The sequence below is a fragment of the Nocardia mikamii NBRC 108933 genome (assembly GCF_001613505.1).
GTDB classification, from domain to species: Bacteria; Actinomycetota; Actinomycetes; order Mycobacteriales; family Mycobacteriaceae; genus Nocardia; species Nocardia mikamii.
Genome location: NZ_BDCM01000009.1, coordinates 87,859 through 114,288 on the forward strand (window position 1 = coordinate 87,859; position 26,430 = coordinate 114,288).

The 26,430-nt window shown below is 69.8% G+C and carries 26 protein-coding genes; 13 read left to right on the forward strand and 13 right to left on the reverse strand.

Annotated elements, in window-relative coordinates; all coding sequences use genetic code 11:
• Positions 1-31: 31 nt before the first annotated feature.
• A complete protein-coding gene (locus NMI01S_RS12015) occupies positions 32-583 on the forward strand; it encodes a YbhB/YbcL family Raf kinase inhibitor-like protein (protein WP_062996600.1) in 552 nt (183 codons plus the stop codon).
• Between the two features lie 81 nt (positions 584-664).
• Here the strand turns inward: NMI01S_RS12015 and NMI01S_RS12020 are convergent, their stop codons facing one another.
• From NMI01S_RS12020 to NMI01S_RS12035, 4 genes are all read right to left on the reverse strand, one after another.
• Positions 665-2,497, reverse strand: coding sequence for an AMP-dependent synthetase/ligase (locus NMI01S_RS12020; RefSeq protein WP_062996602.1), 1,833 nt, complete (start codon positions 2,495-2,497; stop codon positions 665-667).
• A gap of 187 nt (positions 2,498-2,684) precedes the next feature.
• Positions 2,685-3,779 (reverse strand): quinone-dependent dihydroorotate dehydrogenase, encoded by a 1,095-nt coding sequence (locus NMI01S_RS12025; protein WP_062996604.1) that lies wholly within the window; start codon positions 3,777-3,779, stop codon positions 2,685-2,687.
• A gap of 3 nt (positions 3,780-3,782) precedes the next feature.
• Entirely contained in the window at positions 3,783-4,073 is a 291-nt protein-coding gene (locus NMI01S_RS12030; protein WP_051024622.1) for a DUF5703 family protein, read from the reverse strand.
• A complete protein-coding gene (locus NMI01S_RS12035; RefSeq protein ID WP_062996606.1) occupies positions 4,073-5,095 on the reverse strand; it encodes a YncE family protein in 1,023 nt (340 codons plus the stop codon). Before NMI01S_RS12035 ends, NMI01S_RS12030 begins: the two co-directional genes overlap by 1 nt.
• Before the next feature lie 259 nt (positions 5,096-5,354).
• Here NMI01S_RS12035 and NMI01S_RS12040 point away from each other — a divergent pair, with 259 nt between their 5' ends.
• Genes NMI01S_RS12040 through NMI01S_RS12050 form a run of 3 tightly spaced genes read left to right on the forward strand, consistent with a single transcriptional unit; the run spans position 5,355 to position 8,292 of the window.
• The gene (locus tag NMI01S_RS12040; protein ID WP_232329172.1) at positions 5,355-5,600 is read left to right on the forward strand and encodes a hypothetical protein; all 246 of its coding nucleotides are present in this window, start codon (positions 5,355-5,357) and stop codon (positions 5,598-5,600) included.
• A 56-nt stretch (positions 5,601-5,656) separates the two neighbouring features.
• On the forward strand, positions 5,657-6,190 hold the full coding sequence (locus NMI01S_RS12045; protein ID WP_062996608.1) for a WKL family lipoprotein: 534 nt from the start codon (positions 5,657-5,659) through the stop codon (positions 6,188-6,190).
• Positions 6,191-6,198: 8 nt separating this feature from the next.
• Positions 6,199-8,292 carry an MMPL family transporter gene (locus NMI01S_RS12050; RefSeq protein ID WP_062996610.1) on the forward strand — a complete coding sequence of 698 codons (2,094 nt, stop codon included), beginning with the start codon at positions 6,199-6,201 and terminating at the stop codon, positions 8,290-8,292.
• 171 nt (positions 8,293-8,463) lie between these two features.
• Here NMI01S_RS12050 and NMI01S_RS12055 read toward each other — a convergent pair whose 3' ends face one another.
• On the reverse strand, positions 8,464-8,901 hold the full coding sequence (locus NMI01S_RS12055; protein ID WP_062996612.1) for a MarR family winged helix-turn-helix transcriptional regulator: 438 nt from the start codon (positions 8,899-8,901) through the stop codon (positions 8,464-8,466).
• A gap of 85 nt (positions 8,902-8,986) precedes the next feature.
• Between NMI01S_RS12055 and NMI01S_RS12060 the strand changes: the two genes are divergently transcribed.
• The 3 genes from NMI01S_RS12060 (at position 8,987) to NMI01S_RS12070 (ending at position 12,650) form a co-directional block, all read left to right on the forward strand.
• Positions 8,987-10,228 (forward strand): epoxide hydrolase family protein, encoded by a 1,242-nt coding sequence (locus tag NMI01S_RS12060; RefSeq protein WP_062996614.1) that lies wholly within the window; start codon positions 8,987-8,989, stop codon positions 10,226-10,228.
• Positions 10,229-10,590: 362 nt separating this feature from the next.
• Positions 10,591-11,592: an NADPH:quinone oxidoreductase family protein gene (locus NMI01S_RS12065; protein ID WP_218020988.1), complete on the forward strand. Its 1,002-nt coding sequence runs from the start codon at positions 10,591-10,593 to the stop codon at positions 11,590-11,592.
• Positions 11,593-11,615: 23 nt separating this feature from the next.
• Positions 11,616-12,650 carry an RNA polymerase subunit sigma-70 gene (locus tag NMI01S_RS12070; RefSeq protein ID WP_062996616.1) on the forward strand — a complete coding sequence of 345 codons (1,035 nt, stop codon included), beginning with the start codon at positions 11,616-11,618 and terminating at the stop codon, positions 12,648-12,650.
• Here the strand turns inward: NMI01S_RS12070 and NMI01S_RS12075 are convergent.
• The 4 genes from NMI01S_RS12075 to NMI01S_RS12090 form a co-directional block, all read right to left on the reverse strand.
• The gene (locus tag NMI01S_RS12075; RefSeq protein WP_062996618.1) at positions 12,613-13,470 is read right to left on the reverse strand and encodes a heme ABC transporter ATP-binding protein; all 858 of its coding nucleotides are present in this window, start codon (positions 13,468-13,470) and stop codon (positions 12,613-12,615) included. The two genes, NMI01S_RS12070 and NMI01S_RS12075, sit on opposite strands and share 38 nt — an antisense overlap.
• Positions 13,467-14,795 (reverse strand): FecCD family ABC transporter permease, encoded by a 1,329-nt coding sequence (locus tag NMI01S_RS12080; RefSeq protein ID WP_245716826.1) that lies wholly within the window; start codon positions 14,793-14,795, stop codon positions 13,467-13,469. Before NMI01S_RS12080 ends, NMI01S_RS12075 begins: the two co-directional genes overlap by 4 nt.
• On the reverse strand, positions 14,792-15,922 hold the full coding sequence (locus tag NMI01S_RS12085; protein ID WP_084512878.1) for a heme/hemin ABC transporter substrate-binding protein: 1,131 nt from the start codon (positions 15,920-15,922) through the stop codon (positions 14,792-14,794). The genes NMI01S_RS12080 and NMI01S_RS12085 overlap by 4 nt, the downstream gene beginning before the upstream one ends.
• A 72-nt stretch (positions 15,923-15,994) precedes the next feature.
• A complete protein-coding gene (locus NMI01S_RS12090) occupies positions 15,995-16,957 on the reverse strand; it encodes an aldo/keto reductase (protein WP_062996620.1) in 963 nt (320 codons plus the stop codon).
• A 270-nt stretch (positions 16,958-17,227) separates the two neighbouring features.
• Here NMI01S_RS12090 and NMI01S_RS12095 point away from each other — a divergent pair, with 270 nt between their 5' ends.
• From NMI01S_RS12095 to mshC, 4 genes are all read left to right on the forward strand, one after another.
• Complete coding sequence (locus NMI01S_RS12095) at positions 17,228-17,977, forward strand: histidine phosphatase family protein (protein WP_062996622.1); 750 nt, start codon at positions 17,228-17,230, stop codon at positions 17,975-17,977.
• 24 nt (positions 17,978-18,001) lie between these two features.
• Positions 18,002-18,586 (forward strand): DUF3090 domain-containing protein, encoded by a 585-nt coding sequence (locus NMI01S_RS12100; RefSeq protein ID WP_036505610.1) that lies wholly within the window; start codon positions 18,002-18,004, stop codon positions 18,584-18,586.
• Positions 18,587-18,592: 6 nt separating this feature from the next.
• Positions 18,593-19,435, forward strand: coding sequence for an SCO1664 family protein (locus tag NMI01S_RS12105; protein ID WP_062996624.1), 843 nt, complete (start codon positions 18,593-18,595; stop codon positions 19,433-19,435).
• A gap of 189 nt (positions 19,436-19,624) precedes the next feature.
• Entirely contained in the window at positions 19,625-20,863 is a 1,239-nt protein-coding gene (mshC, locus tag NMI01S_RS12110) for a cysteine--1-D-myo-inosityl 2-amino-2-deoxy-alpha-D-glucopyranoside ligase (protein WP_062996626.1), read from the forward strand.
• Between the two features lie 101 nt (positions 20,864-20,964).
• On the opposite strand, the gene NMI01S_RS12115 is transcribed toward mshC, so the two are convergent.
• Complete coding sequence (locus NMI01S_RS12115) at positions 20,965-21,276, reverse strand: hypothetical protein (protein ID WP_218020990.1); 312 nt, start codon at positions 21,274-21,276, stop codon at positions 20,965-20,967.
• A 143-nt stretch (positions 21,277-21,419) separates the two neighbouring features.
• A complete protein-coding gene (locus NMI01S_RS12120) occupies positions 21,420-21,839 on the reverse strand; it encodes a DUF2000 domain-containing protein (RefSeq protein ID WP_062996628.1) in 420 nt (139 codons plus the stop codon).
• A gap of 136 nt (positions 21,840-21,975) precedes the next feature.
• Here NMI01S_RS12120 and NMI01S_RS12125 point away from each other — a divergent pair, with 136 nt between their 5' ends.
• Positions 21,976-22,461, forward strand: a complete 486-nt coding sequence (locus tag NMI01S_RS12125) for an Lrp/AsnC family transcriptional regulator (RefSeq protein ID WP_245716827.1) — start codon at positions 21,976-21,978, stop codon at positions 22,459-22,461.
• Between the two features lie 19 nt (positions 22,462-22,480).
• Here the strand turns inward: NMI01S_RS12125 and NMI01S_RS12130 are convergent, their stop codons facing one another.
• Together NMI01S_RS12130 and NMI01S_RS12135 are read right to left on the reverse strand one after the other, a co-directional pair.
• Entirely contained in the window at positions 22,481-22,963 is a 483-nt protein-coding gene (locus NMI01S_RS12130; RefSeq protein ID WP_062996632.1) for an SRPBCC family protein, read from the reverse strand.
• A gap of 41 nt (positions 22,964-23,004) precedes the next feature.
• A complete protein-coding gene (locus NMI01S_RS12135) occupies positions 23,005-23,331 on the reverse strand; it encodes an ArsR/SmtB family transcription factor (protein WP_062996634.1) in 327 nt (108 codons plus the stop codon).
• Between the two features lie 99 nt (positions 23,332-23,430).
• Here NMI01S_RS12135 and NMI01S_RS12140 point away from each other — a divergent pair, with 99 nt between their 5' ends.
• Positions 23,431-26,406, forward strand: coding sequence for a type II toxin-antitoxin system Rv0910 family toxin (locus NMI01S_RS12140; protein WP_062997007.1), 2,976 nt, complete (start codon positions 23,431-23,433; stop codon positions 26,404-26,406).
• Positions 26,407-26,430: the final 24 nt, after the last annotated feature.

Below are 26,430 nucleotides of genomic sequence, written 5' to 3' on the forward strand. Positions count from 1 at the left end.
ATCGGCTCGACTAGCAGAAAGGACGGTCCTCGTGCCCGACTATTCCTACAATCCCTATGCGGCATTGCCGCAGCTGCCCGAGTTCACCCTCACCTCCACCGATGTCACCGACGGACAGCCGCTGGGTAACGAGCAGGTCAGTGGGGTGTTCGGGGCGGGCGGCCGGGATATCTCCCCGCAGTTGTCGTGGAGCGGATTCCCGGCGGAGACCAAGAGTTTCACAGTCACCGTCTACGACCCCGACGCACCGACCGGCTCCGGCTTCTGGCACTGGGCCGTGGCCGACATCCCGGCGTCGGTGACCTCGCTGGAATCCGGTGCGGGCAGCGCCGGTGAGGGCAGCGAAGGCGGCGCACTGCCCAGCGGTGCGGTGCAGTTGCGCAACGACGGCGGCTTCGCCGGATTCGTCGGCGCCGGCCCGCCGCCCGGACACGGCTACCACCGCTACTTCATCGTGGTGCACGCCGTGGATGTCGAATCGCTGGGCGTCGGCGCGGACGCGACCCCGGCCTATCTGGGCTTCAACCTGTTCTCGCACGCCATCGCCCGTGCGACCCTCGTCGGCACCTACGAACAGAAGTAGTCCCGTCGAGCGGGCGGAGGGGTCTTCGGTGCTACCGAAGACCCCTCCGTCGTGAAAAAACCTGTGCCCGAATCGATTCGGCTAGAGGTTGTGAACGCCCTCGGGGAGCGGATCGGTGTAGAGCTCGGCGATGTCGGCGGCGTATTCGGCGGCGATCGGTGACCGCTTCAACTTCAGTGTGGGGGTGAGTTCGACGCCGCCGGGTTCCCAGGCTCGCGCGAGGATGCGGAAGCGCTTGATCTGCTCCACCCGGGACAGTTTCGCGTTGCCGGCGACGATGGCGCCGCGCACTTCTTCCAGGATCTGCGGATGGGTGGCGAGGGTGTCGAGATCGGCGTCGGGGATGCCCAGCGCCTTCGCGCGCACGGCGGCGGTGTCGGGGTCGAGCACGACCAGTGCGGCGATGTAGGGGCGGGAGTCGCCGATGGCGACGATCTGGCCGATCAGCGACGAAGCGGCCTTCACCGAATTCTCGATATTGGTGGGGGAGATGTTCTTCCCGGCCTCGGTGATGATCAATTCTTTCTTGCGGTCCACGATGGTGACGTAGCCGTCACCGTCGATGGTCGCGATATCGCCGGTGTGCAGCCAGCCGTCGGAATCGATGGCCTCACTGGTCTTCTCGGGCATCTTGCGGTAGCCGTGGGTGACGATGCCGCCGCGGATGAGCAGTTCGCCGTCGCTGTCGAGGCGGATCTCCACCCCGTCGACGGCCCGTCCCACCGATCCCGGGCGCGGCTTGTCGAGTTCGGTGAAGGTGCCGACGCCGGTGGTCTCCGACATGCCCCACACCTCGCTGACCGTGAATCCCAGTCCGAGCAGGAATTCCAGTGTCTCGGGCGGGATCGCGGCGGCACCGGAGGATGCGACCTTCAACTCGTCGAGGCCGAGGGTGGCGCGCAACTTCGACAGCACCAGCGCATCGGCGAGTTTGTGCTGTACGGCCAGCAGCGGACCGCCGTTGCCGCCGGCCAGCCGGGCCCGGGCGGTGGCCACGCCGACGCCGATCGCCCATCGCGCCAGCGCCTTCTTGACCGCGCTGGATTCGGTGGCGATCGCGGCGTCGACACCGGCCTTGATCTTCTGCCACACCCGCGGCACGCCGAAGAAGACGGTCGGCCGGGCGTCGGGCAGGGCGGCGGCGATCTCGCGCGGATCCGGCACACAGGTGATGGTGACGCCGGTGAACAGGTTGAGGCAGTGCCCGGAGATGCGGTCGGCGACGTGAGCGGCCGGCAGGTACGACACCGCCCGGGCGTCGATATCGGCGACGAGAGCGCCGTTGGTGAGTGCGACGATCTGGGCGACGATATTGGCGTGGGTGATCTCCACGCCCTTCGACGGCCCGGTGGTGCCGGAGGTGTAGATGAGAGTGGCCAGATCGTCGGGCCGCACCGCCTGCCAGGCGGCGTCGAAATCGAAATCCTCGGCCGGATCGTTTTCGATCTGGTCCAGGGTCAGTCCGCCCTCGGGGGCGGCGCCGTCGACGACGATCACATGCTCGAGTTGCACCCCGGAGGCGGTGATCGGGGCCAGGAATGCCTGTTCGGTGACGACCACGCCGTTCTCGGCGTTGCCGAACACGTGCGCGATCTGTTCGGGAGAGCTGGTGTTGTACACCGAGAACGGGGTGGCGCCCAGATGCAGGATCGCGGTATCGACCAGATTGAACTCCGGCCGGTTGGTGAGCATGATCCCGACCGTGTCACCGTGCGCGACACCGAGTTTCGCCAGCCCGGCCGCGATCGCGCGCACCCGGCGCGCGTAGTCGGCCCAGGTGATCTGCTGGGTGCCGCCGACGGTGCGCAGCGCGACCTGGTTCGGGCGTAGCGTCGCCGTCTGCTGGAAGGCCTCGGGCACGGTGCGGACCGTGACGCCGGTGTGGTGGGTGTAGCCGATCTCTGCTGTGGTCATATCCCTTGTTCCCGGTCAGTGCACGAACATCACGCCTGGGACGTGATGCGGATCACCCATCCTAAACGTGAAATCGGACATTCGGTGGGCGCTTCCGGCCGGTAGCAACCGGCTCCGCCGCACCGGAAACGGGCCGCGGCAGCGTGATCGGCGAGCGGGCGGGATCGGACGAGCGGGTGGGATCGGCTCAGGTGCGGGCGGTGTGCGCCGCGCCGACGGCCTCGGCGAGACTGCGGTATCCGTCCGCGCGCAGGCGGGCGGCGATGCCGCGGTGCACGGTCCGCGTCCAGAACGGCCCGCCGTAGATGAACCCGGTGTAGCCCTGCAGCAGCGAGGCTCCCGCGAGGATGCGTTCGTAGGCCTGGTCGGCGTTCTCGATGCCGCCGACCGAGATCAGCACCAGCCGGTCCCCGACGCGGGCGTAGAGGCGGCGCAGCACCTCGAGCGAGCGGTCGGCGACCGGCGGTCCGGACAGTCCGCCCGCGCCCATCGCGGCGACCTTCGCGGCCGAGGTGGCCAGTCCGTCACGGCGAATGGTGGTGTTGGTGGCCACGATTCCGGCGAGCCCGAGTTCGACGGCCAGGTCGGCGACCGCGTCGATGTCCTCGTCGGACAGGTCGGGGGCGATCTTGACCAGGACCGGTTTGGGTTCGGCGCCGGCCGCGACGCTGTCGAGCACCGCGCGCAGCAGCGGGCGCAGCGATTCCACGGCCTGCAGATCGCGCAGGCCGGGGGTGTTGGGTGAGCTGACGTTGACCACGACGAAGTCCGCGAGCGGCCCCAGCAGCCGGGCGCTGAGCGCATAGTCCTCGGCGGCGTGTTCGGGCTCCACGACCTTGGTCTTGCCGATGTTGGCGCCGATCGGCACGCCACCGCTGCGGCGTGCGGCCAGCCGTTGCGCGGCCGCGGCAGCCCCGTGGTTGTTGAAGCCCATCCGGTTGATCAACGCGTGGTCGGCCGGCAGCCGGAACAGTCGCGGCGCCGGATTGCCCGGCTGCGCCTGCGCGGTGACGGTGCCGATCTCGGCGAAACCGAAACCCAGGGCGCCCCAAGCGTTCACACCGGCGGCGTCCTTGTCGAACCCGGCGGCCAAGCCCAGCGGCGCCGGGAAGTCGACGCCGAAGACGGTGGTGGAGAGAATCGGATCACCGGCCGCGGTGAATCTGCGGGCCAGCCATCGAGTCGGCGCGAAGGCGGTCGTGAGCCGGATGACGGTGAACACGAGGTGGTGGATACGCTCGGGCGGCACCAGGAACAGCAACCGCAGGAATAAGGAATACATCCCTCACATCCCCGTTTCGGTCACGGGGAAGCTGGTTTTGCGCCGCCGCAACAACACTCGCCGGCTGCCGTCGGTGTAGGCCCGCACGCGCGAGAGCTCCCAGCCGCCGAATTCCGCCTGGATGGCCAGGCGCATGGACGCGGTGACCCGATTCACGTCCGGGGGTAGTCGTAGCGGCACGTACTCGTATTCTCCTTCTTCGCTGGTCTCCTCCCATCCCGCGGGAATCGACCGTCTGCGCCGGTCATGGTGTGCGGCGCCGGACGCCGACTCGTATCGAGGCGCTCGAGCCATCACTGACCTCTCTTCCTCTGGTCCGCACCGATGCGTTGCAGACCGTCTCCGGTGGCCGACCCGACGAACATGTCGCCGGTGCGGCTGTCGATCGTCAGCGAATTGGGCTGGCGCACCGTCGCGAAGCGACCCACTTCTTCCGGTATACCGGTCGACAGATCGAAACCGACCACCTCGTTGCTTCCGCTCAGGGTGAGCCATACGGTGTCGGACCGCTCATCGTAGGCCAGCGCGTAGGGGGAGGGCCCGACCGGGAAGCGCTGACGCAGCAGCAGCGGATCGGCCGTGTAGACCAGCAGCGCGCCGCCGGAGGTGTCGGTCGCGAGCAGGCGGCCGTAGTGATCGCTGACGAGGTGAGTGGCGCCGAGGCCGGCGCGCAGGGCCAGACCGGGGCGGTCGCGATCGAGGTCGAGTTCGGTGAGGGTGGTCTGGTCCAGATCCAGCGTGGCCACCGCGTTCGCCGTGGTGGCCACGGCGTCGACGGTGCCCAGGCCGCTGACGGTGCGGTTCGGGTGCCCGTCGGCGTCGAGGATCTGCACGCGGCCGCCGTCGAGGCCGGCGACCAGGCTGCCGTCGCCGCGGCGGGCGATGGCGCGCACGTCGCCGTCGACGGGCACCGGGCGGACCGCGGCGGTGGCGATATCGACGCGCAACACCTCGCGCCCGGCCCCGACGAGCACCTCACCGGGGGCGCCGAGGGCGAGATCGGTGGCGTGCGCGGGCAGGGTGACCGACCGCGCGGCAGCAGGATTCGCCGGGTCGACCAGGCGCAATCCGAGTCCGTTGGGGTCGAGTGCCACGACCCGGCCGGAAGCGGGCTCGGCAAGCAGCGAACCGACCGGCCCGAATGCGGTGACGGCTCCGGCGGGTGCGGCCGTGGCCGCCGGAGCGGCGGCGGCGGTGCCGGGAGCACCGCCCGCGCGGGAGGTCGCGTCGTCGCTGTGGGAGGAACAGCCCGCGACGAGCACGACGGCGCCGGCGGCCGCGAGGACGGCACTCAGTGCCGAGCGGTTACCCCGCATGCTCCGAACTCCTTCGTGTGACTCATGCGTACTGCTTCATCTGACCATGATCGGACACGCGGGCCGGTCACCGGGGTGGTTCCGGCGTGGCACGCGCCTCACCCGTTACCGTGGATACCTCGCATCGGACGTCGAACCAGGGGAGTCTCGGTTGGAAACAGACCGCACGTCTGAATTCACACTTGAAGATTTAACCGTTGGTCCGTTCGCGCACGGATTCGGCCGAACGGCCGAGGGACAGCCGTTCGCCTTCCGCACGGTGCGGTCCACCCTCACCCTCGAGATCTACCGCGCCGACGCCACCACCGACGTGCCCGGCCCCGAGGATGTCGTGGCCGTGGTGGAGGCCGCCGTCACCGACATCGACCTCGACGACGCCCGTAGCGTGCGCGCTCTGGTGCGTGATCTGGTGCCGACCGCCGTGCCGGTATCCGAACAGCGTGGCGCGACCACGACGGTGCGCGCGTTGCTGAACCGGTTGAGCGCGGTCATCGAGGGCCGCTGATCCCACGTGCCAGACTGTAGGAACCACCGGTTACTTTCGACACATTCGAGGACGTAATGGCATTGCGACGCACGGTCCACGGCGCATTCGGAATCACGATGCTCGCGCTGGTGATCGCCGCCTGCGACAGCGGTCCCGACGAGGCTTCGGTGGCGGCGGCGCGCTCGTCGGCCTACGCCGCGCTCACCTCCTCCTCGGAGGCGGCTGCCGTCAGCAGCGCGAACCGGCCGCCGCTGCCGTCCGCCGCGCAGCTGGACTCGCAGATCAAGCGCGCACTGGATCCGTCACTGCCCGACAGTGAGCGCACCGACCTGATCGAGGACGGCGCCGCGTTCAAGGACGCCATTCCCGATATGTACAAGGCGCTGCACGACAATCCGCGCGCCGTGTACGGCGTGGTCGATCCCGTCTTCGACAATCACGACGGCACCCTGACCGCCACGATGCGGCTGGACAAGGACGGCAGCGGCGAGAACGTGCGCACCACCATCGTGCATTTCGTCGATCTCGACGGGAAGTGGAAGATCTCGCGCACCGACCTGTGCGGAATCCTGCGTTCGGCCGACTATCGCACCGCGGCCTGCGGCTGACCCCCGGCATGCTCGAGGCGTTTCTCCTGCGGTGGGGCCGATTCGTCCACCGCCATCGGTATCTGGTGTTCGCGGTCTTCGTGCTGATCGTGGCCGTCTCGGGGTTCTACGGCTGTGATCTGGGCCCGCGGCTGACCCAGGGCGGATGGTTCGACGAACACAGCGAATCGGTGGTCGCCTCCAAACTCGCCGACCAGACCTTCGGCCGCGACACCGACGCCGACGTGATCGTGCTCTACACCGCACCACCCGGGCACACCGTCGACGATCCGCCGATCCGCGCGGCGATCGGCTCGGCGCTGAAGGATCTGCACGACCGGTATCCGGACCGGATCAAGAAGATCGACAGCTACTTCGACGGTTCGATGATGGGGCAGTTCGCCGATGCCTCCCGCACCCACGCCTTCGCCAGCATCGGCCTGCACGGCTCGGATACCGCCACGGTCGACAACTACCTGGCCATCCAGAAGGATTTGGGCGCAGGCGGTTCCGGGCGCGGGCCGGGCGCCACGACGGTGCAGCTGGCGGGCCTGCAGCCGGTGGTCGAGGGCATCAACATCGGGATGCAGGACGATATCCACCGGGCCGAGCTGATCACGCTGCCGGTGGTGGCGGTGCTGCTGTATTTCGTGTTCGGCGGCGTAGTGGGCGCGCTGCTGCCGGTGCTCATCGGCGGGATGACGATCCTGGGCAGCCAGGGCATGATGCGCTTGCTCACCGACCACATCGACGTCAACGTCTTCGCCAGTGCCGTGGTCACCCTGGTCAGCCTGGGGCTGGCGATCGACTACGGCCTGTTCGCGGTGACCCGTTTCCGGGAGGAATTGGCGGCGGGGCGCAGTGTGGAGGAGGCGACCGCGCGCACCGTCGCCACGGCCGGGCGCACGGTGCTGTTCTCCGCGGCGATCATCGCGGTGAGCCTGGCGGCGCTGTTCATCTACCCGAACGGGGTGTTGCGCTCGGTGCCCTACGGCGGAATCAGTTCGGTGCTGCTGGCGGCGCTGCTGTCGGTGACCGCGCTGCCGGCGGCGCTGAGCATCGTCGGGCGGCGCATCGATCTGTGGGGCTGGCACCGGTTCGCCGGGATCCGCAGCGCCCAGCAGATCGACAACGGATTCTTCTCCAAGCTGGCCCTGTTCGCGATGCGCCATCCCGCGCGGGTGATCGTGCCGGTGGTGGCCGGGCTGCTGTTCCTGCTGATCCCGTTCCGCAATATCGAATTCGGCGGCCTGTCGGAGCGGTATCTGGCGGCCGACAATCCGGCCCGCGTGGCGCAGGAGAAGTTCGACACGCTGTTTCCCGAATTCCGCACCGAGCCGCTGAAATTGGTGGTGGTCGGGGCCGATCCGCAGCAGCTGTCCGATATCCGCTTCCAAGCCAATTTCGCACCCGGTCTGACGGGGCCGTTCGAGGCGGCGGCGCCGACGACCAACGGCATCAACGTCTTGTCCACCGGTCTGGTGCACAAATCCGACTCCGACGCCGCCATCGCCGCGCTGCGGGCGATTCCGCATCCGCCCGGTGTGCAGGTGATGGTGGCCGGGGTCCCGGCGCTGGAACGTGATGCCATCCACGGTCTCATCGACGGATTACCGTTGCTGGCAACGATTCTGGCGACCGCGGCGCTGGCGCTGATGTACATCGCCTTCCGCTCGATCGTGCTGGCGTTGAAGGCCGTCCTCATGAGCGCGCTGAGTCTCGGTGCGGCACTGGGCATTCTGACCTGGATTTTCGTCGAGGGCCACGGCGCGGGCCTGCTCGGCTTCACACCGGGGCCGCTGATGTTCGCGGTGCTGGTGCTGATCGTGACGGTACTGTTCGGATTGTCCACCGATTACGAGGTGTTTCTGCAGTCGCGCATGGCCGAGGCCCGCGCGGACGGGGCGCCGCCCGCGGAGGCGATCCGCTACGGCATCGCCCACACCGGTGGGGTGATCACCTCGGCGGCGGCGATTCTCATCGTGGTCACCGGCGCGTTCGGCTTCTCCGATCTGGTGCTGATGAAATACATCGCCTACGGCATGATCGCGGCGCTGATCCTGGACGCCACGGTGATCCGCATGCTGCTGACGCCCGCGGTGCTGAAACTGGTGTGGCGGTGAGTCTTCCGCAGGGCGGATCGGCGTCCGGGTGCGTCAACCGGGGTCCGGCCGCCGGGCCGCGCCGCCGCCGGTGGCGCGCGAGGTGTTCGCCGAGTACGGCGCCGACGCCCCGCTGCGGGTGATCGCCCAGCGTGCGGGGTCGGAGACCGGTCGCGCCACAGACTCGCGGTGTCAGCGTTCTCGTTCCAGCTGCGCCAGCCGGGAGAGCGCGGGCAGTGCGGCCGCCAGCGCCCGGCGCTGGGCGGGGCTCAGGTCGCCGATCAGCGGTACCAGATAGCGGACCCGGTCGTCGTGGCGGCTCTGCCGGATGTGCCGGCCCGCCTCGGTGAGGTGGACGAGTACGGCCCGGCCGTCGCCGGGATCGCGGCGGCGCAGCACCAGGCCGTCGCGTTCCAGACGCGCGACGAGTTGCGTGATGCCCGGCTGGGTCATCTGCTCGGTCTCGGTCAGCTCCGTCAGCCGCATCGGACCGCGCTGGGCCAGGGTGTCGAGGACCGACAGCGTGGTGAACGGCAGTTTCTCCCGGACCGGGATGCGGATGTAGACGCGGTTGAAGTCCTCGATCACCGCGGCGAACCCGTCCACGTCGAACTCGTCGATATCGTCCACACGGGCAACTATATCCGTAACTTATACAAGTTGCTTAAATAAGTTGCTTATGTAATTGTGGCGACGACACGGCGCAGGAGGCCATATGAGCGACACCACCCACGATGCCCGACCGTTCCCGTTGACTCCCACGACGATTCACGTCCCCGACAGCGCGCTCGCCGACCTGCGGCAGCGCCTGGAATCGACCCGCCTGCCCGATGACGCCGGCAACGACGACGGGCACTACGGCGTGCCCGGCAGTTATCTGCGGGAGCTCGTCGACTACTGGCGCAGCGGATACGACTGGCGCGCAGCCGAAGCCGAGATCAACACCTTCCAGCATTACAAGGTCGACATCGACGGGGTGCCGGTTCATTTCATGCGAAAGCCCGGCGTGGGACCGAATCCGACGCCGCTGATCCTGACGCACGGCTGGCCCTGGACGTTCTGGCACTGGTCCAAGGTCGCCGGCCCCTTGGCCGACCCGGGGGCGCACGGCGGCGATCCGGCCGAGGCGTTCGACGTGATCGTGCCGTCGTTTCCGGGCTTCGGGTTCTCCAGCCCGCTGCTCGATCGCCCCGATCTCAACTTCTGGAAGGTCGCCGACCTCTGGCACACGCTGATGACCGAGGTGCTGGGCCACGAGAAATACGCTGCGGCGGGCTGCGACGTGGGCGCGCTGGTCACCGCGCAGCTCGGTCACAAATACGCCGACAAGTTGTATGCCATCCATATCGGATCCGGGCTGAAACTGAGCCTGTTCAACGGCGATCGCGCCTGGGACTTCAGCGGCGGACGGCCGATTCCCGACGATCTGCCCGCCGCGGTGCACGCGCGCTTCGTGGAGCTGGACCGGCGCTTCGCCGTCCACCTGGCGGCACACCTGCTCGCCCCCAGCACCCTCGCCCACGCGCTGTCCGATTCCCCGGCGGGCATGCTGGCATGGATTCTGGAGCGGTGGTCGAAGTGGAGCGACAACGGCGGTGACGTCGAAACCGTGTTCAGCAGAGACGATCTGCTCACGCACGCGACGATCTACTGGGTCACCAACACCATCGGCACCTCGATCCGCCTCTACGCCAACAACAATCGCTACCCCTGGACGCCCGCGCACGACCGGATCCCGGTCGTCGAGGCACCCACCGGCATCACCTTCGTCGGCTACGAGAACCCACCCGGCGTCGACACCGCCGGCCGCGTCGAGAACTTCCGCACCGGCGACCGCGCCCAGTGGTACAACTACGTCAACCTCACCGCCCACGACCGCGGCGGCCACTTCATCCCCTGGGAGATCCCGGATCTGTGGGTCGACGACCTGCGCCGCACCTTCCGCGGGCGGCGCTGACGGGAACAGGCGCCTCCGGCGCCGTCACCGCACATCGCCCCTTTCGGTGGCGACCTGGAAAGTCGGCCTGCGAACCCTCGCCTGCGCAACCACTGTAAGCCGAAACTACTCGGCGCCAACCGATTTCACGAGAAAGGCGCCACCGGGACGGTCACTGCTGCGGTGGCCCCGCAGGTGAGTACGTGGCGGGGACCGCTGCGCCGATTCGACTGGCGAACATCGGCTTTCCCGCTCTCTTTCACTCCGCAAGGTCGTTCGCTCCGCGAACTCGCGCCGGCCCACCGATTCCTTTTCGCGGCACCCGAGGTCTACATGGTCGGCGGCGCCCGAACCGGTGGGCCGCGACGAGCCGAGAAAGAGGGATGAGTGCCGTGACCGTTCCCGCGACCATGCGGGCCCTGCAGCAGACGTCGCTGCTGGGGCCACAGGACACCCGTTTGATCACCGACGCGCCGGTGCCTCGCCCCGGCCGCGGCGAGATCCTGATCCGCGTGACCGCGGCCGGGGTCAACTTCGCCGACGTCGCCCGCAGCCACGGCACGTTCGGCGGCGGGCCGCGGCCGCCGTACCTGGCGGGGTTCGAAGCCGCCGGCGAGGTCGTGGCGGTGGGCGAGGGCGTGAGTGAACCCCTGCCGGGAGCGCGCGTGGCCGGGGTGGGAGACGGAGCCTTCGCCGAATACCTGGTCCTGCCGGCCGTCGCGGCCGTCCCGGTGCCGGAGGGCTGGACACCCGAACAAGCCCTGGGCCTGGCCGTCAACCACCCGACCGCGCTCGCCGCGCTGAAGCCGCTGGGCCGCCTCGTAGCCGGTGAATCCGTGCTGATCCAGGCCGCGGCGGGTGCGACCGGACGGGTCGCGGTGACCCTGGCCAAGCACTACGGGGCGACGGTCATCGCCACCGCCGCGGCGGGCAAACACGACATCGTGCGCGAGCTCGGCGCAGACCATGTCGTGGACTCGCGCAGTGCGTGCCTGGCCGCGGAGGTGCGGGAACTGACCGGCGGCACCGGCGTCGATCTGGTGCTCGAGTCCGCGGGCGGTTCGGGTTTCGCGGACACCCTCGCCGCGACCAAACGAGTCACCGGCCGGATGGTCGTCTTCGGCGCGGCCGGTGGCGATGCCGCGATCAGCAATTGGCAGCTGATCTACGAACACCAGGTCCAGCTCATCGGCCTCAATCTCGGCGTGCTGATCCGGGCGGCGCCGCAGATCTTCGGCGCCGTCATGGCGGAGTTGTCCGCCCTCGTCGCCGCCGGTGTGGTCGCCCCCGCACGGCCCATGGTCTACGACTTGGCCGACGGCCCGAAGGTGCTGGCCGAACTGGAGAACCGCACGACCGTCGGCAAACTGGCACTGCGGCCGTGACCACGACTCCTACACTCGGCGATATGACGGCGCGGCCACGGCCGGCGGACCGGGACCGGTTCGCCGCCGACTCCGAGCGCTACCGCCGGGAGCTGCTGGCGCACTGCTATCGCATGGCCGGTTCGGCACAGGATGCCGAGGATCTGGTGCAGGAGACCTATCTTCGTGCCTGGCGCTCCTACGCCGGGTTCGAGGGCCGGGCGTCGATGCGGTCGTGGCTGTACACGATCGCCACGAATGTCTGCCTCACCGCGAGGACCTCGCGTCACACACGGGTACTGCCCTCCGGCCTCGGCGGTCCGGACGGCGAATCCGGCCGCCCGCCGAGATATGTTGCGGCAGGGGAGGTTTCATGGCTGGAACCGCTTCCGGACGGGTGGATCGCGACTGCCGACGATCCGGAAGCGGTGGTGGTCGCGCGCGAATCGCTGCGGCTGGCGCTGGTCGCGAGCCTGCAGCACCTGCCCGCACGCCAGCGCGCCATCCTCCTGCTGCGCGAGGTGCTGGCCTTTTCCGCGGCCGAGACCGCGGAGATTCTCGGCACCACCACGGCGGCGGTGAAGAGCGGCCTGCAGCGCGCCCGCGCCCGCCTCGATGAACTGGAACCCGCCCCCGAGGCGCTCCTGGAGCCGACCGACCGGCGCGCACGAGCGCTGCTCGACGGCTACATCGCGGCCTTCGAGCGATCCGATGCCGCGCTGCTGGAACAGGTGTTGCGCACCGATGCCACGCTGGAAGCGACCCCGTTCCGCGAGTGGCAGGCCGGGCGGGCGCACTGCATCCGGATGCTCGCCACCTCCGTGCTGGGTGTGCCCGGCGAGTGGCGCATGGTCGCCACCACCGCCAACGGTCAGCCCGCCGCCGTCGTCTACCACCGTTCGGCGGACGGAGTGCTGCGGGCGGACGGGATCGTGGTGCTGGCGGCGACCGCCGGCGGGGTGTCGCGCGTGGTGAAGTTCCACGACCCGGCCTTGGTCGCACTGTTCGGCCATCCGGATTCGATCGCGGACCGAGCCGAGGTCAGCGACGCACGGGCAGGATCAGCTGGGCGCCGGTGACGGGGTGGTCGATGACCTCGACCGGATGGCGGTAGACGGTGGTCAGCAGATCGGTGGTGAGAATGTCGCGGGGATGGCCGACCGCGGCCAGGCGGCCTCCGTCGAGCACGGCCACGCGGTCGGCGTAGGCGGCGGCCAGACCGAGATCGTGCAGCACGACCACCACGGCCGCGCCCTCGGCGGCACGGGCCGCGGCCAAGCGCAAGACCTGTTCCTGATGGCCGAGATCCAACGCGGCCGTGGGCTCGTCGAGCAGCAACGTCTCGGTGTCCTGGGCCAGCACCCGCGCCAGCGCCGCGCGGGCGCGCTCGCCGCCGGAGAGCGCGGGGAACGGCCGCGCGGCGAGATGTTCGATATCGGTGGCGGCCAGCGCGGCGGCGATCGCCTGATCGTCGACGTCCTGGCGCGGGGTGCGAGCCCAGGGGGAGCGGCCCATGGCGACGACCTCGCGGACCGTGAACGGGAATCCGACGGTGTGGTTCTGCGGCAGCACCGCGCGGCGGCGCGCCATATCGGCAGGGGTCCAATCGGCGACCGGCCGGCCATCGAGTTCGACTGTGCCGCTTGCCGGTTCGAGTTCGCCCGACAGCGCGGCCAGCAGGGTGGACTTGCCCGCCCCGTTGGGGCCCACCAGCGCCAGGATCTGTCCGGCGACCACGTCGATGTCGACCGATTCGAGCACCGGTCGCCCACCGCGCGCGATATCGACACCGCGTGCCCGCAGGGTGACCGCGCCGCGGGGTGTCGGCTGCGGGAGGCCGTGTGCGGGACGGAGTGTGCGGATCAGCGCGCGCACCCGTGCCGTGCCCGTGCCGCTCATGCCCAGCCTCCCGATCGGGCCCGGGTGCGCCGCAGCAGCCAGAAGAAGAACGGCCCGCCGACCAGCGAGGTCAGCATGCCCAGGGGGAGATCGGCGTTGTGGACCAAGGTCCGGGCACCGATGTCGGCGGCCAGCAGCACCACCGCGCCGAGAATCGCCGACAGCGGGATCAGCACCCGATGCGCGGGACCGACGAGCATGCGCACCACGTGCGGGACGATCAATCCGACGAACAGGATGATGCCGGTGAAGGCCACCCCGGCGGTGGCCAGGATCGCGACGACGACGATCACGTTGCGCCGCAATCGTTCGACGTCGACACCGAGGTGGCGCGCCGCCGATTCCCCGAGAGCGAGCAGATCCAGGCGCGGAGCCATCACGACCGCCGCCGCCACGCCCGCCGCGGCCAGCGGCGCCACCACGGCCACCGCCTGCCAGGTGGCGCCGTTGAGGCTGCCCATCTGCCAGAACACGATCTGATCGCGGGCGGCGGGGGAGGCGGTGAACAGCAGAAACGACATCAGACCGCCGGCGAAGGCATTGACCGCGACACCGGTCAGCACCAGCGTCACGGTTTCGGTGCGCCCGCCCGAGCGCGACAGCAGATACACCGCGAGCGTGGTCCCGAGTCCGGCGACGAAGGCGCCACCGGCGACCGACCACGCCGCCGCGAACGCGCCACCGACCACGATCACCACACCGGCACCGACGGCCGCGCCCGCGGACACACCGATCACGCCGGGTTCGGCGAGGGGATTGGCGAACACCCCCTGCAGCAGCGCACCGGCGGTCGCCAATGCCGCACCGACCAGCATCGCCAGCACCACGCGCGGGAACCGGACCTCCCACAGCGTGACCTCACCGGCAGGATGGTGCGGCAGCGGACCCCAGTCGAGCCCGATCCGGTGCAGCACACTGCCGGCCACCTCGAGCGGGGTCGTGGGAACCTGTCCGACAGCCGCCGAGATCAGCGCCAGGATCACCAGCAAGGCGATCGATACCGCGAAGACGACGGTGACGCGGGACCACCGCCGCGGTGTGCGCGGCCCGACGACGGCTTCCCCGGCGGTGCGGCCGTCCGGGCCCGGGTTGGGATGCGCCGGAATCAGCGGCTCCGCAGCGGTGCCCGGCCGTTCGGCATGTCCGCCGCTGCTCGTACTGCGCTCCGCCGTGCGCGCGTTCTCCGATTCGTGCGCACCACTCGCATCTGATCCAGACGAAACCTCTTGCGCCGCAACTGGTTCGGTGAGACGTCGCGGACTCGACGCCGTGGGCCGAACACCGGAATCGGCGGACTCCTCGCCGGGCGAATCGCCGGGGGTCATGCGGGCTGGGCGCCGTAGACGGCCTTGGACAACGCTTCGAGCACGTGCCCGGTCTGGGGTCCGAAGCTCAGCAGCACCGCATCGGACATGTCGACGATGCGGTGATTGCGCCCGGCGGGCGTCTGCGCGACGCCGGGCACCTTCTCCAGGCCGTCGACGCCGCCGACCGACTTCAGCCCGTCCGACATCACCAGCAGCACATCGGGTGCGGCGCTGATCATCGCCTCGCTGGTGATGGTGGTGAACGGCTCGGTCAGTCCCGCCGAGGTTCCGGCGTCGACGCCGCCCAGCGCGGTCACCAGCGAATCGGAGCCCGACCCGGGCCCGGCGAGCATGGTGATCGCCGTGCTGCGCAGATACACGAATCCGATCTTCAACGGCGGCTGGTGTTTCGGCACCGCGGCCGTGACGGCGGCGATGTCGGCGTGGGTGCGGTCGGCCAGTTTCACCCCTTGGTCGTGAACACCCAGCGCATCGGCGACCGAGCGGATCTGCGGGCCGACGCCGTCGATGGTGCGCTGCGGATCGAAGTAGACGACCGTGATGCCCAGCGCACGCAGCTGATCACGCATGGTGGGGGTGGCGCTGGTGGTGTCGGTGAGGAAGACCGTGGGCCGTTGCGCGGCAACGGCTTCGATGTTGATGCTGCCGTTGCCGCCCGCGACGTTGGGCACATCACGCACCGCGGGAAAGGCCGCCGACGTCGACCGGCCCACCAGTTTCGAACCCAAACCCAGCGCCCACACGGTCTGGGCGAGGGTGCCGTAGCGGTCGACGGCCACGATCCGCTCCGCGGAGGTGACGGTGACCTCGGCGCCGTCGAACGAGTGCACCGTCACCGGCAGTGCGGGTGTCGGCGTGGGGCCGATCGGCGTCGGATCCAGGTTCGCGAGGGTGGCGGTGACCGCGCCCTGCTGCCCACCCGAGGTGCCGCTGCCGCCGCAGGCGGTGGTGACTCCGGCGAGGAGCACGACCGCGAGCACCGTGAGCAGCCACCGGGTGCCGGCCGTACGCCGCCACGCACCCGGCTCGGTCGACGCCGAACGGTTCTGTGCGGTCGTTTCAGCCTTCTGCCCCGCCGGTGCGGCGGAGGCGGCGCGGGCCGAGCGGACGTCGAGACACCTCATGTAGGCAAGCCTAAGTGGTCGCGCGAACGGGTTGTCATCGCCCTGTCCCGCACGTTCGGCCGGCTCGGCCGGTCAAATGCCGCTGACGTCGTCGAGGGCGGCCGCGATCGCGCGCGGAAGTTCCAGGGTTTCGGCGGCGAGGACGCCGGTGAGCTGGCCGATATCGCGCGCGCCCACGATCATCGACGCGACGCCGGGCCGATCGCGCAGCCAGGCCGCCGCCACCGCGAGGGGTGAGGTGCCCAGTCCGTCGGCGGCGGTGACCACCGCGTCCACGACCCGGGTGGCGTGTTCGTCGAGACGGTCACGGATCTCGGCGGCGGTCGCCTCGTCGGCGCCGCGCGAGTCGGCGGGCACGCCGTCGCGGTATTTGCCGGTGAGGATGCCACCGGCCAGCGGTGAGGCCGCGATCAATCCGACCCCGTGGTGTCCGGCCGCCGGCAGCAGTTCGCTTTCCGCGCCACGTGCCAGCAGCGAATAGGGCGACTGCGCGGCGACGATCGGAGCGGCCGAGGCCAGGGTGGCCAGCTGCCACGCGCTCAGCCCGCGCGCACCCGCGTAGCGGACCTTGCCCGAGCGCACGGCGTGGTCGAGGGTGGCCGCGATCTCGTCGAGCGGGGTGTGCCGATCCCAGGCCGCGACACTCCAGATGTCGAGATAGTCGGTGCCCAGTTCGGCGAGGGTGCGGTCGAGTTGACGCATCAGGGTGCGGCGCGAAGCGTCCACACTCCAGTGGATGCCGGCCGCGGGCCCGCCGTCGGGGTCGGTGACACCGGGCACCGGCACCAGGCCCGCGCATCCGCTGATCACCAGGTCGTCGCGCGGCACCAGCTCACCCACGAGTTCACCGAGCATGCGTTGCGCGGCACCGCCCTGGTACACCGGCGAGGTGTCGACCAGCGTCCCGCCGGCCTCCACGAAGGCCACCAGCTGCGCCGCCGCGTCCTCGGCATCGGTTTCCCGGCCCCAGGTGTGGGTGGCCAGCCCCATACGCGATACCCGCAGGCCACTGCGACCCACCGCACGCTGTTCCATCACCACACCGCCCCAGCTCTTGTCACAGTGTCCGAGCCTAGGGCCACAACCGGTCCCGGAAACGGATACCACTCGCGAACCGCCGGAAGATGCGAGGTGCACCACAGCGCACGCCGGCGCCGGGAGCCCCGCCCCGGGCCCTGGACGCCGATTCCTCCGACAGCGAAACAGGTTGCACACCAGTCGGTTTCGCATTGCCGGGCGTTGCGTGCGAGGTCGCGGGCGGGTGACGGCGCGAGCGCGGCGGCGGTGATCGCCTAGTCTGGTCCCATGACGGTGATCCTGCTGCGGCACGGGGTGTCGACCTCCAACACCGCGCGCACGCTGGCCGGCCGCAGCCCGGGCGTCGAACTCACCGAGCGCGGCACCGAGCAGGCGCTGGCGGTGGCAGAACGCCTGGCACCGTTACCGATCGACCACATCGTGCACTCCCCGCTGCTACGGTGCACGCGCACGGTCTCGCCGCTGGCCGACAAACTCGGCCTCGACCCCGAACCCGACGAGCGTCTGCTCGAGGTCGACTACGGCGAGTGGACCGGTCGGCTGCTCTCGGAGCTGGTCAAGGAACCCTTGTGGAAGGTCGTGCAGCAGCACGCCTCGGGTGCGGTGTTCCCCGGCGGTGAGGGCCTGGCGCAGGTGCAGTACCGGGCGGTGGCCGCGGTGCGCGCGATCGACGCCGAGCTGGCCGAACGCCACGGCCGCGACGTGTTGTGGGTGGCCTGCACGCACGGCGACGTCATCAAGTCGCTGCTGGCCGACGCGTTCGGTATCCATCTCGACGGGTTCCAGCGCATCGTGGTGGAACCGGCCTCGATCAGCGTCGTGCGCTACACCCCGGCCGCTCCCTATGTGTGGCGGGTCAACGACACCGGTTCGGACCTGTCGGCGCTGGCGGCGGTCGCGCAACCGTCCGAGCAGCGGGCCGGGCCCGTCCCCGGCGGTGAGGTGGGCGCCGCGTCGCGGGCGGATAATGGGAATATTGCGGATCCCCCCGATTCGGGGAACGAGCGTAATCAGTGATGCAGTCGGTTTCAGGAGGTGCAGATGGCCCGAGCAATCCATGTGTTTCGCACCCCCGACCGTTTCGTCGCCGGAACCGTCGGTGAGCCAGGGGATCGCGCCTTCTATCTACAGGCCGTGCAGGAACCTCGCGTGGTGAGCGTGCTGCTGGAGAAGCAGCAGGTGAAGGTCCTCGCCGACCGGATGGGCCTGCTCCTGGACGAGGTGGCCCGACGGTTCGGCGCGACGGTGCCGCCGCAGGCCGAGGACGTCAACGACACGGCTCCGCTCCAGATGCCGATCGACACCGAATTCCGGGTCGGGACAATGGGTTTGGGCTGGGACGCCGACGCCGGTGCGGTGGTGGTGGAACTGCTGGCGATCACCGAGACCGAGGTCGACGAATCGGTGGTGCTCGACGACACCGAGGAGGGACCCGACGCGGTGCGGGTGTTCCTGACACCGGAGCAGGCCCGCGAGTTCGCGTTGCGGTCGGCGAAGGTGATCGCGGCCGGGCGCCCGCCGTGCCCGCTGTGCGGGGAACCGCTCTCGCCCAAGGGCCACATGTGTGTGCGCACCAACGGTTACAAGCGCGGCGACATCTTCGGCGCGACCGATCTGGAGGACTGAGGACCGGTGACCACGCGCGCGGCGACCGCAGACGAGGGCGCGGCCCGCGACGGCCTCTACAGCGGTGAACTATCGATCATCGGGCGGGTGACCACCGCCAGCAACCTCACCCTGGTCTGCGAGATCGACGCGTCGCCGGTCGACGGAGGCGGGGAACCGCTGCGGGTGGTGTACAAGCCGGTCCGCGGTGAGCGGCCGCTGTGGGATTTTCCCGACGGCACGCTGGCCGGACGTGAGGTCGCCTCGTATCTGGTGTCGGCGGCGCTGGGCTGGTCGGTGATTCCGGAGACGATCCTGCGGGAGGGCCCGCTGGGCCCCGGCATGGTGCAGCGCTGGATCGAGACCGTCGACCCGGGTGAGGCTGCGCCGCAACGCCTGGATCTGGTGGATCTGGTGCCCGCCGGTGCGGTGCCCGCCGGATTCCGTGAGGTGCTGCGCGCGGTGGACGGCACGGGTGCGCGGGTGTCGCTGGTCCATGCCGACGATCCGCGGCTGCGCCGGATGGCGGTGCTGGACGTGTTGCTCAACAACGCCGACCGCAAGGGCGGGCATGCCCTCGAAGGTGTCGACGGCGGCGTCTACGGAGTCGACCACGGCATCTGCCTGCACAGCGAACCGAAGTTGCGTACGGTGCTGTGGGGCTGGGCGGGGGAGCCGGTGGGGGAGGAACTGCTCGGCGATATCGCCGAATTCGCCGACCGGCTCTCGGGTCCGATCGGTGCGGCGCTGGCCGAGCACATCACCGACGACGAGATCGAGGCCCTCGAGGCGCGGGCGCGTGAACTGCTGGACGATCCGGTGCTGCCGCAACCGATCAGCTCTCGCCCCATTCCCTGGCCGGCGTTCTGATCCGCGGCGGCTCCGGTCGCGTCGATCCGCCGACGTGCGGGCCGCATTCGGTGCGCGCGGCGCGCAACGGTTGACTTCGCCGGATCGGTCGCCTCGGCCGAGGTCGGATGTGGTGGCGAACACCCCGCGACGGGCCCGGTAGCCGGGGTCGGCGGGCGAGGGGCCCGCCCGGACCCTTACCCTCGAATCATGCAGTCCTGGTCCGAAATCTCCGTTCCCGCCGTCCCCGGATCCGGACCGCCGTTGCGGTTGTTCGATACCGCCGACCGGAAGGTGCGCCCGGTGTCGCCCGGAGCGACCGCCACCATGTACGTCTGCGGCATCACACCCTACGACGCCACACATCTGGGGCATGCGGCGACCTATCTGGCCTTCGATCTGATCAACCGGATCCTGCGCGACGGCGGCCACGAGGTGCACTACGTGCAGAACATCACCGACGTCGACGATCCGCTGTTCGAGCGGGCCGAACGGGACGGGGTGGACTGGCGCGAACTCGGCACCGGCGAGATCGAGTTGTTCCGCGAGGATATGGCGCAGCTGCGGGTGCTGCCGCCGCGCGATTACATCGGCGCGATCGAATCGGTCGGCGAGGTCGTGGAGCTGGTGGACAAGCTGCTGGCCGCCGGGGCGGCGTATGTGGTCGACGACGCCGAATACCGCGACATCTACTTCCGCCACGATGCCACCGAACAGTTCGGCTACGAGTCCGGCTACGACCGGTCCACGATGGAGCGGCTGTTCGCCGAACGCGGCGGCGATCCGGAGCGCCCGGGTAAGCGCGACCCGATCGACGCGCTGCTGTGGCGGGCCGCGCGGCCGGGTGAGCCGTCGTGGCCGGCGCCGTTCGGCGAGGGCCGTCCGGGCTGGCATATCGAGTGTGCGGCGATCGCGTTGAACCGGCTCGGCCCCGAATTCGACATTCAGGGTGGCGGCAGCGATCTGATCTATCCGCATCACGAGTATTCGGCCGCGCACGCCGAGGCGCTGGTGTCGCATCGGCGCTTCGCCCGCCACTACGTGCATGCCGGGCTGATCGGCCTGGACGGCGAGAAGATGTCCAAGTCGCGGGGCAATCTGGTGTTCGTGTCGAAGTTGCGGCGCGTCGGCGTGGATCCGTCCGCGATCCGGCTGGGCCTGTTCGCCGACCACTACCGCACCGATCGGCAGTGGTCGGATGCGGTGCTGGAGCAGGCGCAGCAGCGGCTCGCGCGGTGGCGGCAGGCGGCGGCGCTGGAGTCGGGTCCGGCGGCCGAGGAAACGGTGGCGCGATTGCGCCAGCATCTGGCCGACGATCTGGACACCCCGAAAGCCCTTGCGGCCGTGGACAGCTGGGTGCAGCAGGCGCTGGAGTACGGCGGGCCGGACACCGCCGCGCCGGGTCTGGTGCGCACCGCGGTCGACGCGCTGTTGGGCGTCACCCTGTGAGCCCAGCCCGACCGCCTGAGCACAGCGTGCGCGGTGCGGGGGCTGCACAGTCGCAGTGAATGCAGCTTCAGGCCATCGGAACGGCGGGCCGGCTCGGCCGTTCAGGAACGGCGGTCGGCGAGCACCCACGAGGTGATCGCCACCGCGCCGGAGACCACCACCACCGACGGCCACGCGCCGATCTTCTTCGCCAGCGGATGCGAGGCGCCCATGGCGCCCACCGAGAGCCCGGTCAGCGCGGCCGCCCCGGGAGCGCCGACCGCCGCATGCCAGCGCGGGACCGCGGCCGCGGTAGCCGCGGCGAACACCACCCCACCGAGTTGCCGCTGCTTGGTCGCCTGCGCGAGCGCGAAACCGCCGAGCAGCCCACCGGCGGCCAGCGCCGACGTCGGCACCGAAGAAATTCCGGCCATACTCACAAACCTCCACCACATCTCAACCCGAATCGGGACAGCGGCCGGACAGCATGCGCCACGACGAAGCGCCGACCGGCCGCGCCCCATTGTTCACCGTGCACACCGAGCGCCGGATGGCAGCCGGTGCAACGCCCGCCAGGTCAGCCGAACAGCGGCAGCGAACCGACGAGTTTGTCGACGTGTTTGCGTCGCCCGTGCAGACCCACGCCGACGGTGGCCAGGCCGGTGGTCGATGTGGCCGCCATCTTGGCGATGTACTCGTCGTAGGTTCTGCACCCCTGGGCCAGGGAACTGAAGCCGACGACGAACATCTCGTCTCGTTCGGCCGCGGCGCGCGCGATGACGCCCACCCGGTCGCGCGACGCCACCAGGATCGGCAGCGGGAGGGAGATGACGCCCGGGTGGATCACGCCGTCGGCGTCCTTCACGTCCGCGCCGACGAGTCCCTCGACGCGAGTGCCCATGGTCAGCGAGAGCACGCTCGCCGCGTTGACCGCAAGCCCGGTGGTCAACTCGTCGCTGACCACGATCGCGCACTTGTATTCCGGCCGGTCTGTCATGGTTGCCCTTCCGTGTCTGTCGGCGCGCCGCGGGGGCGGCACCGTGTCAAGCTAACAGCGGATGCGGGACTTCTACCTATGCGCCGTGATAAGTTCGGCCCTTCATCAAATAATTCGAATATTGCACGGAAAGTCGGTGCTGAGGACGGTGCTCGATGAATTGGATACGGCGTTGCTGACCCTGCTGCAACAGGACGCCCGGCTGACGAACAAGGAACTCGCCGCGCGGCTGCACGTGGCGCAGTCCACGTGCCTGGAACGCATCCGCAGGCTGACCAAGCGCGGCATTCTGCGTGGTGAGCACGCCGACGTGGACCTGAAGCAGATCGGCCGCGGCACCCAGGCGATGGTGGCGGTGCAGCTACGGCCACCGGACCGGGCGGTGATCGAGTCGTTTCAGGGGTTCGTCGCGAATCTGCCGGAGGTGTTGTCCTACTTCGTGATGGCCGGCGGTGACGATTTCCTGTTGCACGTCGCGGTGGCCGACAACGATCAGCTCAGCGCCTTCATCCTCGACCGCCTGACCCAGCGGCGCGAGATCGTGCACGTGCGGACCTCGGTGATCTTCAGCCACGTCCGGCGCACCGTGGTCCTGCCGCTGGAGGGCGGCGGCGCGCCCTGATTCGCCCCGGACGCGGTAGTCAGGCGGCCGCGGCGGCGCGGGCGTAGGTGTCGGCCAGTCTGGGCCAGCCGCCGGGTGAGCCGACCGCGTCGCGCATGGTTTCCCAGCCCTCGCCGTGGTTGGCGAAGTCGCCGTGCACGAGGGTGACGGCGGTGTGGGTGGAATCGATGGAGGTGAAGGTGACGTCGACGCGGCTGGTCAGCGCCGGGTCGGGCTGATATTTCCAGTCCAGGGAGATGTCCCAGGAGAAGGCGAAGTGGCCGGGACGGTCCCAGACGAGGACACGGCCCCACGGGCATTCGGTGCCGTCGGCCTCGCGGCCGAGCAGCCGTCCGCCGACGCGGGGTTCGACCACCACTTCCGCCAGTGGTCCCGCGCCGATGTGATGTTCGCGGGGCCACCAGCTGTCCATGCCGGTGGTGAAGACGTCGAAGGCGGTGTCGATGGGCGCTTCGACGGTGAGTTCGACGCGGACCTGGGTGTCGCTGGTTTGCTGTGTCATGACTTCTCCTCGGATGTGGTTGTGCCGCTGTGCGTTTCGAGTCAATGCGGCTGTCCGGCGCGTGCCGCCGCCTCGGCCCGGTCGCGGAACGACGACATCGCCGTGGTCCAGAACCGGGTGAAGTAACCGCGCAGCGCGTCGATGCCGTTCGGATCGAGCCGGTAGATCCGGCGGGTGCCGATCGCCTCGTCGACTACGAGCCCCGCCTGTTTGAGCACCTTGAGGTGCTGGGAGACCGCCGGACGGCTGACCGGGAGTTCGGCGGCCAGCTCACCGACCGCGCAGGGTCCGCGCCCGAGTCGTTCGAAGATCGCTCGCCGGGTCGGGTCCCCGAGAGCGTCGAGCGCACCATCTTGGTAAGTCCCCACGAACCGTAAGTCTAAACTTACGTAATGCAGGTCACAAGTCTTTGACGCCTCGAAAGAACGGATGATTAATTGTCTCGAGACGCAACAAGGAGGTTGTCGGTGTCGCCATTGCCGGGATCGGATCGCATCCGCGCCGCACGCACCAAGCTCGAGGCGGGAAATGCCCTGTTCGCGGCGGTGCGCAAGGATCCGCGTATCGCCCGTGACCTGATCACCGGCCTGGTCGGCACCGCCCGATCACAGTCCGCCCCCGAGACCACGCGCGCCGAAGAGGCGGACGGTTACCTCACCCCCGCCGGCGTGAGCGACTACGCCAAATCCGCGCATGCCCGCCGGAGCATCGCCGTGGCACCCGATACGGTGGCGGCCTACCTGTCGGATCTGAGCCGGTTGGCGGACTGGTTCACCCTGCACGCCGGCTGGCGCGGTCAGGCGCCCGGCGCCGTCCGGGAGGGCCTGACGTTCACGCAGCAGGCGCTGGTGATGGGCATCCCGGCCGAGTTGCGCTGGACGGTCGTCGAGGCCGGTGAGCGCGGTTTCGCGCTGGCCGGGGAGGGTCCGCAGGGTGTGCGGCTGGGATATTGGCTGACCGTCGCCGGGTCCGGCGATCAGGCGACGGTGTATTTCGATGCCGGGCTGGGCGGCCCGCCGGTCGAGGGCCCGCTGGGCGCGTCGGTGGCCCGCAGCCTCGGCGAGGCGATGGAGCAGTCCCTGGCCCGGCTGCCGGAAGCGATCGCCGCGGCCGGCCCGGTGAAAAAGCGCGCGGCGCAGCCCGTTCGGCACCGCGCGTCGGGCACCGAGATCGATCCGCGCACCCCCGTGCTGGTGGGCGTCGGGCAGATCACCCAGCGCACACCGGATTCCGGTTACGGCGATCCGGCCGCGCTCGCGGTGACCGCGTTGCGCCGCGCCGCCGCAGACAGCGGCGCCGGGGAGGACCTGCTGCGCCGCGCGGACGCGGTGTTCGCGGTGGCGTGCACGTCGTGGCAGTACCGCGATATGGGGGCGGTGATCGCGCAGCGATTGGGCGTGGCCGGTATCGACACCGCGCAGTCGAGTCCCTTCGGCGGCGACGGCGGTCAGCTGGTGATCAACGAGGCCGCGGCGGCGATCGCGGCCGGTGACTACGACATGGTGCTGGTCACCGGCGCGGAGGCCGGAGCGACTCAGGCCGCGGCGCAGCGCGCCGGTGTCGAGCTGTCCTGGCCGCAGCAGGGGCCCGAGGTCGCGCCGACCCGTTCGATCGGTATCGACAAACCGGCCAACAATCCGGCCGAGACCGCGGCGGGCCTGATCGCGCCGATCAATATGTACGCCCTGTTGGAGTCGGCGAACCGGCATCGGCTCGGGCGCAGTCCCGGCGATCACGCCGAAGCGGTGGCCGAACTCTGGTCGCGGCTGTCGGCGGTGGCGGCACGCAACGACTACGCGTGGCAGCCCGAGGAATTCGATGCCGATCGGATCGCCACTCCCGGCCCGGACAATCGCATGGTCTCCACGCCCTACACGAAGCTGGAGTGCGCGAATCTGACCGTCGATATGGCCAGCGGCATCGTGATGTGCAGTGCCGCGGCCGCGCAAAAGGCCGGAATCGCGCAGGACAAGTGGATTTTCATCCACGCCGGTGCGTCCGGCCACGACGAGTGGTTCACCAGTGAACGCGCCGAACTGGCCGCCTCACCGGCGATCGCGACGCTGGGACGGGCGGTGCTCGAACACAGCGGTATCGGTGTCGACGCGCTGACCCATGTGGATCTCTACGCGTGTTTCCCGGTGGCCGTGCAGATCGCCGCGCGCGAATTGGGGCTGGCGATCGACGATCCGGCACGTCCGCTGTCGGTGACCGGCGGGCTGACCTTCGGCGGCGGTCCGGGCAACAACTACGGCGGCCACGCGGTGGCGACGATGGTGGCGCGCTTGCGCGCGGAACCGGGCACCTTCGGCCTGGCGAGTTCGCTGGGCTGGTATGTCACCAAACACGCCCTGGGCGTGTATTCCTCGCTGCCGCCCGCCCAGCCCTACCGGCATCTGCGCCCGATCATCGAGAACCCGCCGGCGCGCCCGGCCCGCGGCGCCCACGACGGTCCGGCGGTGGTGGAGGCCTACACCGTCGCCTATGCCCGCGACGGACAGCCGGAAGCGGCGATTCTGAGCTTGATCGAACCCTCGGGCGGCCGAATCCTGTTGCGCAACACCCATTCCGAGCTGATCGCGGAACTGGTCGACGGCGATCTGCTGGGCCTGCCGGTGACGGTATCCGGCCACGACATCAGCGTCGAGGGCCGCGAACGGGTGGACTTGCCGGCCCCGCCCGCACCGCCGGTGCTGGTGGAGCGGCGCGGCCCGATCACGATCATCACCCTGAACCGGCCGCAGGTGCGCAATGCCGTGAATCTGGCCACCGCCCTCGGACTGGAACGGGCCCTGGACGCCTACGAGGCCGATCCGTCGGCGCAGGTTGCGATCATCACCGGCGCGGGTGGATATTTCTGCGCCGGAATGGATCTCAAGGCCGCCTCGCGCGGCGAGACGCCGATGACCGAGAAGCGCGGCCCGCTCGGGGTCACCGCGAAACCGCCGGTGAAACCGTTGATCGCGGCGGTCGAGGGGCCGGCTCTGGCCGGTGGCTGCGAGCTGGCGCTGGCCGCGGATCTGGTGGTTGCGGCCCAGGATTCGACGTTCGGGATCCCGGAGGTCAAGCGCGGCCTGGTGGCGGTCGGCGGGGGCGTGTTGCGGTTGGCGCAGCGGTTGCCGCGGGCGGTGGCGATGGAGCTGGCGCTGACCGGCGATCCGATCTCCGCCGAACGCGCGGCGGCGCTGGGGCTGGTCAATCAGGTGACCGAACCGGGAAAGGCGCTCGATGCCGCGCTGGAGTTGGCGCAGCGGATCGCGGTGAACGCGCCGTTGAGTCTGGCGGCGAGCAAACGCATCGTCGACGAATCACCGGACTGGTCCACCGATGTCGCGTTCACCCGCCAGCTCGAGGTGTCGGGCAGCGCACTGTCGTCGGAGGATGCCGCCGAGGGTGTGCTGGCGTTCGCGCAGAAGCGCACGCGGGAGTGGAAAGGCCGCTGAGCATCGCCGAACAGGCCCGGCCGC

Bases quoted from the DNA above. Each gene is read 5' to 3' on its own strand.
- NMI01S_RS12090 (WP_062996620.1), bottom strand. From the start codon at position 16,957: ATGGAACAGCGTGCGGTGGGTCGCAGTGGCCTGCGGGTATCGCGTATG.
- NMI01S_RS12035 (WP_062996606.1), bottom strand. From the start codon at position 5,095: ATGCGGGGTAACCGCTCGGCACTGAGTGCCGTCCTCGCGGCCGCCGGC.
- NMI01S_RS12075 (WP_062996618.1), bottom strand. From the start codon at position 13,470: ATGAGCGGCACGGGCACGGCACGGGTGCGCGCGCTGATCCGCACACTC.
- mshC (WP_062996626.1), top strand. From the start codon at position 19,625: ATGCAGTCCTGGTCCGAAATCTCCGTTCCCGCCGTCCCCGGATCCGGA.
- NMI01S_RS12085 (WP_084512878.1), bottom strand. From the start codon at position 15,922: ATGAGGTGTCTCGACGTCCGCTCGGCCCGCGCCGCCTCCGCCGCACCG.
- NMI01S_RS12020 (WP_062996602.1), bottom strand. From the start codon at position 2,497: ATGACCACAGCAGAGATCGGCTACACCCACCACACCGGCGTCACGGTC.
- NMI01S_RS12030 (WP_051024622.1), bottom strand. From the start codon at position 4,073: ATGGCTCGAGCGCCTCGATACGAGTCGGCGTCCGGCGCCGCACACCAT.
- NMI01S_RS12025 (WP_062996604.1), bottom strand. From the start codon at position 3,779: ATGTATTCCTTATTCCTGCGGTTGCTGTTCCTGGTGCCGCCCGAGCGT.
- NMI01S_RS12080 (WP_245716826.1), bottom strand. From the start codon at position 14,795: ATGACCCCCGGCGATTCGCCCGGCGAGGAGTCCGCCGATTCCGGTGTT.
- NMI01S_RS12100 (WP_036505610.1), top strand. From the start codon at position 18,002: ATGGCCCGAGCAATCCATGTGTTTCGCACCCCCGACCGTTTCGTCGCC.
- NMI01S_RS12130 (WP_062996632.1), bottom strand. From the start codon at position 22,963: ATGACACAGCAAACCAGCGACACCCAGGTCCGCGTCGAACTCACCGTC.
- NMI01S_RS12095 (WP_062996622.1), top strand. From the start codon at position 17,228: ATGACGGTGATCCTGCTGCGGCACGGGGTGTCGACCTCCAACACCGCG.
- NMI01S_RS12070 (WP_062996616.1), top strand. From the start codon at position 11,616: ATGACGGCGCGGCCACGGCCGGCGGACCGGGACCGGTTCGCCGCCGAC.
- NMI01S_RS12115 (WP_218020990.1), bottom strand. From the start codon at position 21,276: ATGGCCGGAATTTCTTCGGTGCCGACGTCGGCGCTGGCCGCCGGTGGG.
- NMI01S_RS12065 (WP_218020988.1), top strand. From the start codon at position 10,591: ATGAGTGCCGTGACCGTTCCCGCGACCATGCGGGCCCTGCAGCAGACG.
- NMI01S_RS12060 (WP_062996614.1), top strand. From the start codon at position 8,987: ATGAGCGACACCACCCACGATGCCCGACCGTTCCCGTTGACTCCCACG.
- NMI01S_RS12120 (WP_062996628.1), bottom strand. From the start codon at position 21,839: ATGACAGACCGGCCGGAATACAAGTGCGCGATCGTGGTCAGCGACGAG.
- NMI01S_RS12045 (WP_062996608.1), top strand. From the start codon at position 5,657: ATGGCATTGCGACGCACGGTCCACGGCGCATTCGGAATCACGATGCTC.
- NMI01S_RS12050 (WP_062996610.1), top strand. From the start codon at position 6,199: ATGCTCGAGGCGTTTCTCCTGCGGTGGGGCCGATTCGTCCACCGCCAT.